This window comes from Taylorella asinigenitalis MCE3, assembly GCF_000226625.1.
GTDB lineage: Bacteria > Pseudomonadota > Gammaproteobacteria > Burkholderiales > Burkholderiaceae_B > Taylorella > Taylorella asinigenitalis.
Genome location: NC_016043.1, coordinates 1,051,815 through 1,065,075, shown reverse-complemented (window position 1 = coordinate 1,065,075; position 13,261 = coordinate 1,051,815). Strand labels below are relative to the sequence as shown.

5 protein-coding genes are annotated in these 13,261 nt (G+C 35.4%); all 5 read left to right on the top strand.

Annotation, left to right across the window (positions count from 1 at the left end; all coding sequences use genetic code 11):
* Positions 1-2: 2 nt before the first annotated feature.
* Genes TASI_RS05075 through TASI_RS05055 form a run of 5 tightly spaced genes read left to right on the top strand, consistent with a single transcriptional unit; the run spans position 3 to position 13,157 of the window.
* Positions 3-2,345, top strand: coding sequence for a type VI secretion system Vgr family protein (locus TASI_RS05075; protein WP_014111694.1), 2,343 nt, complete (start codon positions 3-5; stop codon positions 2,343-2,345).
* A 1-nt stretch (position 2,346) separates the two neighbouring features.
* Positions 2,347-4,953, top strand: coding sequence for a DUF2169 family type VI secretion system accessory protein (locus TASI_RS05070; RefSeq protein ID WP_014111693.1), 2,607 nt, complete (start codon positions 2,347-2,349; stop codon positions 4,951-4,953).
* Complete coding sequence (locus tag TASI_RS05065) at positions 4,943-6,052, top strand: pentapeptide repeat-containing protein (protein WP_014111692.1); 1,110 nt, start codon at positions 4,943-4,945, stop codon at positions 6,050-6,052. Before TASI_RS05070 ends, TASI_RS05065 begins: the two co-directional genes overlap by 11 nt.
* Positions 6,049-12,246 (top strand): type VI secretion system tip protein TssI/VgrG, encoded by a 6,198-nt coding sequence (gene tssI / locus TASI_RS07805; protein WP_014111691.1) that lies wholly within the window; start codon positions 6,049-6,051, stop codon positions 12,244-12,246. The genes TASI_RS05065 and tssI overlap by 4 nt, the downstream gene beginning before the upstream one ends.
* A complete protein-coding gene (locus TASI_RS05055) occupies positions 12,234-13,157 on the top strand; it encodes a hypothetical protein (protein ID WP_014111690.1) in 924 nt (307 codons plus the stop codon). Before tssI ends, TASI_RS05055 begins: the two co-directional genes overlap by 13 nt.
* Positions 13,158-13,261: the final 104 nt, after the last annotated feature.

Sequence of the window (13,261 nt, the reverse complement as noted above, 5' to 3'; positions counted from 1 at the left end):
ATATGAGTAGAACATACAAAATTAGCGGTCCATTTGATTCAGAAAGCTTGTTATTTAGATCAATGAGTGGCAATGAAGCCTTATCATCTATTTATGAATTCAAATTAGAGTTTGTTTCCAAAGATAAAAACTTCGATGCACGAACTCTTATAGGTAAAGAATTAACAATAATTGTTAATAATGGAAATAAAAATAGATACCTCAGTGGTTTGGTTACTCAAGCAAAACGTGTAGGTCAAGAAACTACTACTGAAAGATATTTTATTTTCGAGGCTATTATTAGACCTTGGTTATGGCTTGCTACAAAAACTAACCATTACAAAATTTTTCAAAAGAAAAATATTCCTCAAGTAATTAAAGAAACACTTGAAGACTATCCATTTGAGATAGAAATTAAAACTGAAGAAAGCTATCGAGAATGGGGATATTGTGTTCAATATGATGAGACTGATTATGAATTTGTTTCAAGACTTATGGAACATGAGGGCATGTACTATTGGTTTGAACATGGTGATGGAAAGCATAAACTAATTATCACCGATAATAAAAACTCTCATAAGCCAGTAGATGCATTTGATAGCTTAAGCTTTTATGATCATGGTCTTGGTTTAGATCATACTGAAGAACATTTTTATGAATGGCAACCTAAAATAAGCATCACACCTACTAAATTTAGTTCTGTTGATTACAACCTAAATAAGCCCGATGCTAGTTTGTATGTAGAGAAAGATTCATCTATTAAAAATAATCATGGAGTTGATCTCGAGTTTTATCATTCAATTGGGGATTACACAGAAACTTCTGAAGGTGAGAGATACGCTGATATAAATGTTGAAATTTTTGAATCTCAGTGCAAAAAGTATTTTGGTACAGCAAATAGCCCTATGCTTTCAGTGGGTAGCACCATATCTTTAAAAAAACATCCAAATAAATCACAAAACCAGAAGTACCTAATCACGAACATTGATTACGAATTTTCTGAAGCTTCTTATGCTACAAATGAAAGTCAGAAAACTTATGCAATATCTAAGGTTTTAATGATTCCTGCATCGACCCAGTATCGCCACCCCAAACTTACGCCAGTTCCTTTCACATATGGGCCTCAAACAGCTGTAGTAATGGGTCCTGAGGGGGAATCAATTCATACCGATGAATATGGAAGAGTTAAAGTTAAATTCCATTGGGATTCAGCATTAATTGAAGATGGTGATAGTTCATGCTGGGTTCGTGTATCAAGTCCATGGGCAGGTGGTGGATTTGGAGGTATGCAAATCCCGCGTGTAAATGAAGAGGTAATAGTTGATTTCTTAGGAGGTCATCCTGACAGACCTGTTATTGTTGGTCGTCTTTATAACGCAGACAATATGCCGCCTGTTGAATTACCAGCCAATGCAACAGTAAGTGGTTTTCATACACGCACAAAAGACGGAACTTCAGATCAAGCAAATTCCTTATTGTTTGAAGATGCATTAGGTCAAGAGCTTCTTAAGATGGTTGCTCAAAAGGCAATGAATATTAAAGTTAAAAACGATAGTAATCACAATGTCGGTGGTGCATCAGCAACTAATATCGTGGGTGCTCACACATGGAGTTATGGTGGTTTAGTTAATAAAAAAGTTACTGGAAAAGCGACTTATCAACACGATAAGGGTCATAAAGTAGAAGTTTCTGGAGATAGTAAAGACACTGTACATAAACGTCAAAAAAGAGCTTATACAGGTCCTAATAAAGAAAAAACTATTGGTACAGAATCTTTTACTGTATCTGGAGAACCTGCTATCCATGGGTATAAAACTGGATTAAAACAAAATATAACTGGTTTAAGAAATGATACTGTTTCTTTAAGTCGTATTAATAGTTATGAAATAGATGAGGATGTAACTGTGGGTGGAGAAACCTCAGTAACTGTTAACGGTTCAAATATGCAGCAAACCGCACAAAATGTTGATATGACCGTTGGGGATTATAAATTCAGTTCTATAGGTCCATTTTTAGGTATCAATCAAAACACTAAATCTGAAGCTGGTGCAATGATGGCTCATATTAGTGTACAGAACACTTTAGATTCTACGTGTGAACATAAACAAAATGGTGATTCCTTAAAAATTAAAGTTACTGGTTTTGAAGACAAGATGGTCCTCTACTATAACGATTTCACTGATTTCAAGTTTAATTTTGTTATTAAGGATATGAGCCAACAACTACTTAAAGCAAGTGCTGCAGGTCTTAACCTCAAAGGTGTTGTAAAGACTAACGATAAAGAGGAAATAGCAGGAAACTTAATCGGTATTGACTTTGACGAATATAAAGAGAAAGAGCATAGGGCTTTAAAAGTTATTATTTAAAATGAAAATATCCAAACCCTTTCCTCTCAGTCTTCAAGTTAGACCCTATAGGTGGCGAGGCCAATCTAGGATAGGTCTTAGCATCATAGTTTTAGTTGATGCTTCTGAGCTTGTTCCAGTAATTGAGTCAGAACAGAAATTATGGGAATTAGCTAATACTGAGTTGGACTCAGGTGGAATTATTGAATATGGTATTCCTAAAGTTAACCCTGAGTTTTTGGTCTCTGGTAAGGCATATACAAATTTTTCTAATGACAAAACTAAGGTTGATTTAACTGTTAGAGTTAACGATTTAGTTCGACAACTTAGAGTTTTCGGTGATAGAGAATATATAGATAAAAATATTACCAATCCTAAGGAGTTCAAGGAAATACCTTTAACCTGGGCTAATAGCTATGGAGGAGAAGGCTTTGAGAACAATCCTATGGGTAAGGGGTATATTAAAAAAAATGATGAAAACTTTAAAGAACCCATCAAACTTCCTAATCTTGAAAATCCTAATCAGTTAATTGTCGAACTAAGGGATGAACATAAGAGTTACAACTTTGGCCCCCAATCTATGGTTTGGCCTGTTAGATTCGGTAAGGTTGGCACATATAGTGAAGAGTGGAAGAAAAGAGATTTCCCAGGTTTCTTTCCTGACATGGATCCAACCATGTTTAATGCGGCCCAAGACGATCAAATTTTTAAAAATCTAGATTGCTTTCCAAATAATACTAACTTTTCTGTTGTCAATATGCATCCCGAAAAGGAAGTTTGGAAAGGTATAGTTCCTGCCTGGTCTGGACGTTGTTTAGTAAAACTACAGAAAACACCTGAGCATGAGGTTGAGATTACCGATGTATCCCTTAAACTTAAAACTCTTTGGCTAGTCCCACATTTAGAAAAATATATTTTGATTTTTCAGGAATCCCTTCCTAGTTGGTTTGATGATGGTACAGAAATTGTCCACGTTTTAGCATCTCTTGAATGGGTAAATTCTCCTAAATCACTTGAACATTACATGCAATTTATATCTTTGAGAGAGGATCACTATACATCTGCTCTTAAGGCTTTCTCGGATGAAGATTTGTTACCAGAAAATGTAAAACATATCGGTTTTGATTCTGAACCAGCGGAAGTGGGAGAGTTAACTGAAAAGCTTCTAAAGTTTCAAGACTATATTAAAAAAATTACTCGAGAACACATAAATGAAATTGGTTTAGACGGTTCATATTATTTGCCTGAAGAAGTTGGTCCTCAACCAAGATCAGATTTAAAGTTCTTGAATGAAAAACAAAAATGGCAAGACGAAAGAGTTGAACAACTAAGAAAACACTTTAACAATGTAAAAGCCGCAAGAAAAAGATATGTTTTGTCTAAAGGTGTGGATAAAGAATTTGATGAACTAACTAGGGCAAATGAACTATATGACTTTGCTACTAACGATTTAAAAAATATTAAAAAAAATCCAAAACTCGAGAGTACAAAGCTAGCTAAATTAAAAGAGATGTATTCTGAAGAGAATAGTGACCAAAGTATTGATAATTTAAAGAAAAAAATGTGGTCCCTAACTGCCCAATATGATCAAGGAGAATTTTTAGTAAATTCACTGGCTAGAAAGGTAACCAGAGATGGTTTAATAGATTTGATTGCTAATGGCGAGTCGGTTGAGGCAATTCATCTAACTGAAGCAGATTTATCAAGACTTGAGTTTAAGAATATTGATTTTTCGTTTGCTATTTTTAAAGGCACTAATTTAACTGGGTGTAGATTTATTAAATGCAAACTAAATGAGGCAGCTTTTTCTTTTGCCAAACTTAACAACGTTGTATTCGAAGATTGTGAATTTCTAACTTCAAATTTTAATCAATCTAAATTTGAGGGGGCCTATTTTAAAAATTGTAGGTTTGAAAAATTAGTTATCTTTGAATACTCATTTACCAAATGTAATCTGGAATCTTGTTCCTTCAAAGAGATGCTAGTTCATCAATCAACCTTTTTGAATTGTAAGTTCAAGGATTGTGTTCACGATGGGTTCTCTTCGATTCAAAGCAGTTATAAAGACTGTGAATATCTCGATTGTGAATGGCAAAGATGTGCATATACTGAATGCAATATAGAAAATTGTAATTTTTTTAAAAATTATTTTTATCGTTTTGCTTTCACTCTTACCGATATAGCAAATTCATCTTTTAAATCTTCGTGGATTGAGGCCCTATCTGTAATCAGTGAGAATCCCCTAAATAAAATAGATTTTTCTGATTGTTATATAAAAAATAGTTCTTTACGAAAACAGAATTTTAGATCTTGCTTTTTTACTAATGCAATAATTGAGAACTCTGAGCTTTCTCATTCCAGTTTTGTGGATATTGATATGACAGGTATAGAAGTGCCTGATTCTTTCTTTAGACACTCGAAATTTTCTAAAGTTGATTTTACAAATTCAAGTTTGATGTCAGGGACTTTCACTCACTCCATATTCTCTGAAGTCAACTTTACACACGTTAACTTTTTTAGATGTGAAATGGGCCACACCACTATTATGGACGACTGCATAGAACATGAGAATTATATGGAGTTTATACAGTTAGAGCCAACTGAAGGGAGGGAGTCTGATGCATCCTAATGACAAACTTCTTAAAGAGTGGATAGATAATGGTGTGCCCTTAAAAGGATTGGATTTAAGCAATCGAGTATTTAAGCATTGGGACTTGTCAGGGGTAGTGTTTGATAATATTAATTTTTCAAACACGAAATTTATAGATGTACGATTAAGTCAAACCACTTTTAATGTTTGTGATTTAACTGGATGTTCATTTGAGGATTGTTACGTATTGGATGCATTTATTAATGATTCTATTGTTGATAGTTGCTTCATTAGGGATTCGTATTTTTGTAGTGTCAAGTGGACAAACTCTAAGTTAATAAGTTTGTCTGTACATAATTCATATTTTTCTAAGGGTGCCATTCTAAAGTGCAAACTTAGTTATGTGTCATTTTTAAATTCTGACCTAAGTGAAACATTGTTTGCAGATGTAGACTTGTCGGAAGTAAGTTTTAAAAATTGTCAAATGTATAAAGCAATTTTTTACGATTTGGATTGTCGATCCATAAAGATAAAGAATTGCAAACTCAATCATATAGTCTGGTCTAAATCAAAACTCATAGGTGCAAATTTTGACAATTTTGATTTGAAATTGTGCTCATTTACAGATAGTGATTTAACTAATTCTTCATTTATTAAAGCTAACCTAACTCAATGTTCTTTCAAGGGTAGTAAATTAAATAATGTGCTTATGAATGAGTGTATAGCTCCTTTCTCAGTATTTGTTGAAGCTCATGGGCATAACTTTTCGATTCAAAATGCAGACTTAAAACAAGCTGTATTCGCTCAAGCTAACTTTGAAAAATCACATTTTGACCATTCTGATTTATCGCTAACGCATTGGAAAAAAGCCAGTGCAATTAAGTGCAGTTTCAACAATTGCAATCTCTATTACACGGATTTTTCTTACTCTAATTTAAATGAATCAACTTTCGATGAAGCGAAGCTTAGTGAGACACGATTTCATCGAGCATTAACAGAACAATCTGATCTTAAGACAGCTCCTGGAGCCATTGAAAAGGATGCGGCTTTATTTGAGGCTGAACTATGGTCAGAACAATTTAGAACCAATTCTCAAAATACATCACAAGTATCCGATACTAAAGGGCCACTATCATGAATCGTATCGTTAATTTAAAAACTGTATTAGGCGATAGCCTAAGATTTTTATCTCTTAAGGGTAAAGACGAACTTTCGAATTTATTTGAGTACCATGTTCAGGCAGTTGCTGAAGATAAGCCAATTGATCAAACACAACTTCCAGGCACAGACGTAAGTATAGAAATAGATGCTGAGAAGTCCGTAAGGTACATAAACGGTATGATTAACTCAGTGCGTAAGGTAAGTGAGAAAATTGAAGATTCACGAAAATACTTTATTTACGAGTTCACAGTAGTTCCGCATTTATGGTATAGCACACAGACTAACAACAGTCGCATATTCCAAGAGATGACTGCGGTGGATGTGGTCAAAAAGGTTCTTGAAGAATACGATGTAAATATTGAGAATAAGTTATTTGAAAACTATAGGAAGTGGAATTACTGCGTTCAGTATAACGAGACAGATTTTTCTTTTATAAGTCGTCTATTAGAGCATGAGGGGATTTATTATTGGTTCCGACATGATGATAAAAAACATTATTTAGTACTTACGGACTCTAAAGATACTCATCCAAAACTTCCTGTAAACGGAGTAGCTTATTTTTATCATGAAGATAAAATGGCTTATGCTCACGATCAACATGTGTTTGATTGGCAAACTGGTGGTCAAATCACATCAAGTTCTTATTCAACACAAGACTATAACTTTGAAAATCCTCGAGGTGATTTATCTGGAGAAAGCAACATAGGTAGTAAGTATTCTCCAGGAAGAGAATTAGATATTTACGAGCCATTTGGTGGTTATATTTCAGCTGATGAGTCCGAGCATTATGCAAAAGTGCATTTGGAATCTTTGCAAGCTCTTCAGGACTATGCAGAGGCTCGCACACGGCTAAGAGACATTTCCTCTGGATATAAGGTAGAACTAAAACAAGCACCATACGCAGGTGATGATGGGGAATATCTTGTAGTTAAGACTGAGTATGACATATCAGTTCAATCTTACGTTTCAGGAGATGACGTTAACTTCAACCTGGAGACATCAGCTCTCCTTATCCCAGCCGATGTCCAATATCGAGCACCTAGGGTTCATAAAGAACCTAAGATGGGCGGTCCTCAAACGGCAGTTGTTACAGGCCCTGCAGGCGAAGAGATTTGGACAGATAAATATGGTCGAATCAAAGTACAGTTTCACTGGGATAGGGACGGTAAGAAAGATGAGAATAGTTCTTGCTGGGTACGTGTATCAAGTCCATGGGCTGGATCTGGTTTTGGTGGTGTTCAAATTCCACGTGTAGGTGAAGAGGTAGTTGTTGATTTTGTAGACGGTCAGCCTGATCGTCCTGTGGTAATTGGACGTGTTTATAACAATGAAAATATGCCTCCTGTTAACCTTCCAGATGATGCTACTCAAAGTGGATTTTTTACAAGAAGTAAAAATGGTGATGCAAGCAATGCAAACCGCATGATGTTTGAGGATAGTCCAGGCAAAGAACTATTATCTTTTGTAGCTGAACGTGATATGAATACTCACGTTAAGGATAAGCAAACACAAACAATTGATGGCAATGTAACTTCTTCAATATCAAGTTTCCGTTCTCATACTACACATAGTACTTCAGACATAACCCTAAAAAGTGGTAAAGAAGGAAAGTATGAGAGCGATCATGAGAGACTGATTAAAACTCAACTAACAGAGAAGATAGGAGGTAATTTAAAAGAAGACTATTTGGACGGAGTTGATGAAACCATTAAGGGTACGTTTACTAGTACAGTATCAGGTGTAGCTACTCATAATATGCTTGGTTATCACTTAAATTCTGAAACTTCAGATGAGGAAGAAGTAAATGGAGATGTGGTTCAAAGTGTTGGTGTGGATGAAATATTTAATATAAATACTAAGTCAAAGTTAAACACTGGAACTCTATCTTGGAAGACACCAAAATTAGGTATTGAAGCTAAGAGTTCATCTACGAAAATAGACTCAGGAGCAAATGTAGATGTTAGTGCACTTTTAGGTTATACCATGCAGACTGAAGCATCAATAACGAATAAGGCACCTCTAGTATTTGAATTTGAACTTATATCAGCAAAAAATAAAATTAACCATGTAAATAATGTTCCAACTAGTATCAGTGTAACGGGAGTTAAAGGTTCAGTTGGGGCACAGAATTTAGGTCTTAATATTCTATATCTAAGTGGAGTTGTTCAAAGTAATAGCAAACAATATTTTAGTGTTGGGGCTTCGGGTGTTAGTGGTCAACTCATAGGTAAAGAAAATAAAGATGGAAGTGCAGCGACTGATTTAGTTGGATTGAGATTTAATAGAGGTCTTAAAGTTTGGTTCTCTGGGGCTGGAAGTGGCGGTGGATCTGGTAAGGGTGGTTCAGGTAAAGGCAAATCCGATAAAAAAGATGGTGGTGGAGATAATAAGAAAGGTAATAATAAAGATAAGGATTCTGACAAACCTGGTGCAGATTGTAAAGAATGTAAAGGTTTATCGTCCAGTAAGAATCCATTGGCTCCAATTTTAGGGATGGCTGTAGATGGCATAACTGATATTGGTATGGAAGCTGTTTCTGGAGCAGTGGCTCAAGCTGCATCACCGCATTCAATTGACTTTTCATTAGGTGAAGAGCGTTTTTATCATACTGACTTTGCATTACCAGGAATAAAGAAAATATCTTGGACTAGGATGTATCGATCAAACAACTATGCATTTGATCAGCAGTCTGTATTAAGTCCATTAGGACCAAGATGGATGACGCCATATATGCAATTTATATATTTGCATAAAGAGACTCCTGTATTTGTTAATTTTGAAGGAAGGTTGGTGCGTTGTCCACAACAAATACCTTTAAATAAAGAAATCTATGACAGGAATGAAGAAATATTCTGGTCGCAAGTTGATCCTGATACTTTGCAAATCAGGTACAAAAACGACAACAAATTAATATTTAAGAAAATAGGCTCAGTTTTTAGATTGCACCTATGTACTGATGCTCAGAACAACTTACTGAAGCTTGATTATGATGATGAGTCACGTTTATCTAATTTAGAAAATGATTTATATAACATATATTTTAGATACGACGATCAGAATAGATTTGATGAGGTTTACTACTACGAAACTGATTTAGAGACAGGCAACAAAGTTGAAGTTGTACTTGCTAAATATTCCTATGATGCCGATGGTAACTTAATAACGGCTACAGATAGGTTTGCACTTTCAAATAAATACAAATATCAATCCAATCACTTAATTACCAGATACGAAGATAAGACTGCTCGTGGTGTCAACTTGGCTTGGGAGATTGATGGTGCTCAAGGTCGATGTGTCCATGAAAGTTTAGATGATGGTTCTGAGGCATTGTATATAAGATACGATCGTAAAGAATTATCCACTTATGTGACGGATGCTTTAGGTCAAACTACAAAATATCTCTTTAATGAAGACAATTATTTAATGCAGATTCATTACTGCGATGGAACTAAGCGAATCAATCAACGTGATAAATATAACAATATCACTCAGGTTACATATCAAGATGGGACTACAAGTAAATTTGTCTACGACTCTTTTGATAACTTAGTAGAAGTTATACAACCAAACAATACTAGCATTAGATATGACTATGACTCAGATAATAATCTGATAACACTGATTGATCCAATGGGTTACGAGTGGCATAGAACATATAACAATTTGAAATTGGTAGAGTCTGAGATAGATCCTTTGGGTCATGTCACTAAGTATCAGTACAACACTAAAGGTCAAGTGATTCGTATACAAGATGCTAAAGGTGGTAATAAACACATCACATACCATCCAACTGGAGAGGTGGCATCTTTTAGGGATTGCTCAGGTAAAACCACTAAATGGGACTATGATCTTTTAGGTCGTTTAGTTAAAATGACTGAGCCTTGCGGGACGACAGAAGAATATTTCTATGACTATTACAGCAATATCTGCAAAGTAGAAAGAAGTGGAACCAACCCAGTATACTTAGAGCATGATGCTGAAGGGCGTCTACTTAAGTTCATTGACGGTCTTGATCGTGAGACACGATATAAATATAACCCTGCAGGTCGAATTGAAACACGAGTTGATGCCCTTAATCATGAAGTAGGCTATAGATACGATGTGCTTGGTAGGCTATCTAAGCTTATTAATGAAAACAATGACAAATACTTCTTTGAGTACGATCCGCTTAGTAGGTTGGTTTATGAAAGAGGGTTTGACGGTAAAGAGAAGCGTTATCAGGTCAATAAGTTAACAGGGCGTTTAGATAGTGTTACGTTTGTAGATCAAACCCTTAACTTCCAGTACGACATTATGGGTCGTATGACTAAGACTTCTAGTGCAGATGAAGTTCGTGAGTATGACTATGACTTAAATGGGCGACTCACCTTAGCGAAAAACCCAACATCAGAGAATCAGTTTGAGCTTGATGCATTAGGTAATGTATTAAGGGAGATCCACTCATATGACATCTTTGATCATCATGTTACCAAGCTATGGAGATTTGAATACGATGAGCTATCTAACCTTATCAAAACAGTAAGGCCAGATGGAAAAGAGGTTGATTATTTAAGATATGGATCAGGTCATCTTCATGGAATGTTGCTTGATAAAGAGCGAATCGTTGACTATGAACGAGATGACAATCACCGTGAAGTAAAACGCCATTGGGCTCAGGATATGCTTCAGACCACAGCATATGATGTAGCAGGTCGTCTAGCTAATCAACACACTCAAAGTGGCAAATACGTCAAGAAAAGCATACTCAATCGAGACTATCAATATGATGGAGCAAATCAGTTAATCAACATTAAAGATAGTCGCAAAGGTGAGCTTAGCTACCGTTATGACCCGATAGGAAGACTAATCAATGCTAAGGGACCATTAGGAGAGGAGACCTTTAGCTTTGACCCAGCACACAATATCTTAAGTAAAGAGCATACTGCTTTAAGCACATATCAACATCAAACTGAAAATACATTGCCAAAAAATGTATCTAAAGTGATGGGCAATCTGCTAAGGCACATCTCGGGCTCACACTTTGATTATGACCAAAGAGGTAATTTAATCAAAAAAGAGAGTGCTAAGGGAATACAGACATTTGATTGGGATGGATTCAATCAAATGAAATCTACAACATTTAGAGGTTTGGGTCTAGCAGCAGGAAGTAAGCTTGATACTCAGTACCGCTATGATGTGTTTGGCAGAAGGATAGGTAAGAGAGTAGTAGATGTAAGGACTAAAGAGGTATTAGAGCAGACGCTTTATGACTGGGATGGTTTAACTATTGCGTCTGAGGAAAGGATTGGAGAGCAGTTAGCAGTTCAGGCTCAGATTAGAAAAGAATCAGGCTCAGAGACAAGAAAGCTAAGCTCGGAAGTTCAGTACTTGTATGAGGATGGAGAGTTTGTACCACTTGTGCAGTATACGAATTCTGCTACCGTGGGGCTTGGTTATGGAAGCTCTGGAGGGGCAGGCAGTAGTAGTCCAGCCGTCTATCACTATGTGAATGATCAGATAGGCACTCCACAGATTCTGATGAATTCAGAACAAGAAGTGGTGTGGGAAGCACAAGCAAAGGCATGGGGTGATACGATAATCTCAGCTCCTGTATCTGATGATGGTGTAATAAACAATCATAGATTCCAAGGTCAGTACTTTGATGCAGAAAGTGAACTGCACTATAATACCTTCCGCTACTATGACCCTGAGATTGGTAGGTTCATTTCACTAGATCCAATAGGATTGTTGGGTGGATTGAACCTCTATCAGTATGTACTTAACCCTATAGAGTGGGTTGACCCGTTAGGGTGGAGTGCAATTGGTCCCTGGGGAGAAAAAATAGCATCTAAATTCTTAAATAAGCAAGGACACAAGATATTAGGATCTATACAAAATGCATCAGGACATGGTTTTGATCTTGTTACTATGACGCCAGATGGATTCATAAATATTATTGAAGTTAAAACAAGTCAAAGTTATTGGCGAAGTAAAAGCAATATGTCCACTTGGACAAATAACAATATAAGAAAAATGATGGGCAATACAAATGGTAGATGGGGTAATATGCCAAACTATCAGAAAAATCTTCTAAGAAATATTAGAGATGCACAAGCAAAGAATAAATTGAGAAACATTTTAGTTCAAATAAACATAGATGAACGTTCAATAAGAATACAATGCAAGGGATGAAAAAAAAGATAGAAAAGGCAGTTAAACTTTATAAATATAATAAATCAATATGTACAGAGGATAGTGACTCTTTTTTTATTGATGAATATAATTTTTTCGCCAGAGATGAAAATCTAAAAAATTATTCTAATGTTGTGTGGGTAACTTTGTCGGGACTTCCTGATTGTACTCATGCCAAAGCAAAAAATTTATTATTTCAAGGTAATGAAGATTGCTGGAAATTTTTTGAAAGAACCGCAGTGTTTTGGGCTTATGGTCATAGTAATGATGTGTGGCTTGATCACCTTAAAGGGGCGTTCGAATATTCCCTTTATGTTGAAAGAAAGGATTTAATCTATAAATTAATTGATATTTCTTTATCATATTTAACAAATGAAAGTAATTTATCGAATAAGGAATTCAAGTTGCAAAGTGTTTATCCAAGCACTCAGTTGGTACATTTTCTCATTGAAAAATGGATTGGAGAAAATCCTGCTAAAGAATTTGTTCTTAAATATGGCTCTGGCTACGGTATTTATCAGAATATCATTGATAATTGGAACGATTTGTCAAAATTAAATAACAATTATTGGAATGAATTGTGTGATTATCATTTAAATGGCATAGGGTTGCAACAGAGCGAAAAAAGGGGATACGAAGAATTTTTGGACAGCGGTTTAGTACCAATGGAATTAATAAATCTCATTAAGGTTCGAAAAAAGTTAGGTTTAGATGTTCCAGTGATTGAAAACGATTTATTTAGTACTAATATGGCTAAGGAGCCTGTTATACCCACTGGTTATAACGAACAATTTGATGTTAAATTTAAACTTATTGAGCTTACTGTAAAAAATAAAAGAAGATATACCTATAATGAAGTGATTGACTGCATCAGAAAAGAATATGGCTGTGGTGTTGACATATTTTGGTAAGTTTATAAATTTTATATTTCAATTTCGTACTAAGGGTGTTGAGCCCAGTTCTTTAACTTTGCCAAAGTAAATTTAACATAAATTAACCCCGTATATTTAGAGCA

What these genes read in the sequence shown, in the direction of transcription:
- TASI_RS05065 (WP_014111692.1), top strand. Translation starts at nt 4,943, where the DNA reads ATGCATCCTAATGACAAACTTCTTAAAGAGTGGATAGATAATGGTGTG.
- TASI_RS05070 (WP_014111693.1), top strand. Translation starts at nt 2,347, where the DNA reads ATGAAAATATCCAAACCCTTTCCTCTCAGTCTTCAAGTTAGACCCTAT.
- TASI_RS05075 (WP_014111694.1), top strand. Translation starts at nt 3, where the DNA reads ATGAGTAGAACATACAAAATTAGCGGTCCATTTGATTCAGAAAGCTTG.
- TASI_RS05055 (WP_014111690.1), top strand. Translation starts at nt 12,234, where the DNA reads ATGCAAGGGATGAAAAAAAAGATAGAAAAGGCAGTTAAACTTTATAAA.
- tssI (WP_014111691.1), top strand. Translation starts at nt 6,049, where the DNA reads ATGAATCGTATCGTTAATTTAAAAACTGTATTAGGCGATAGCCTAAGA.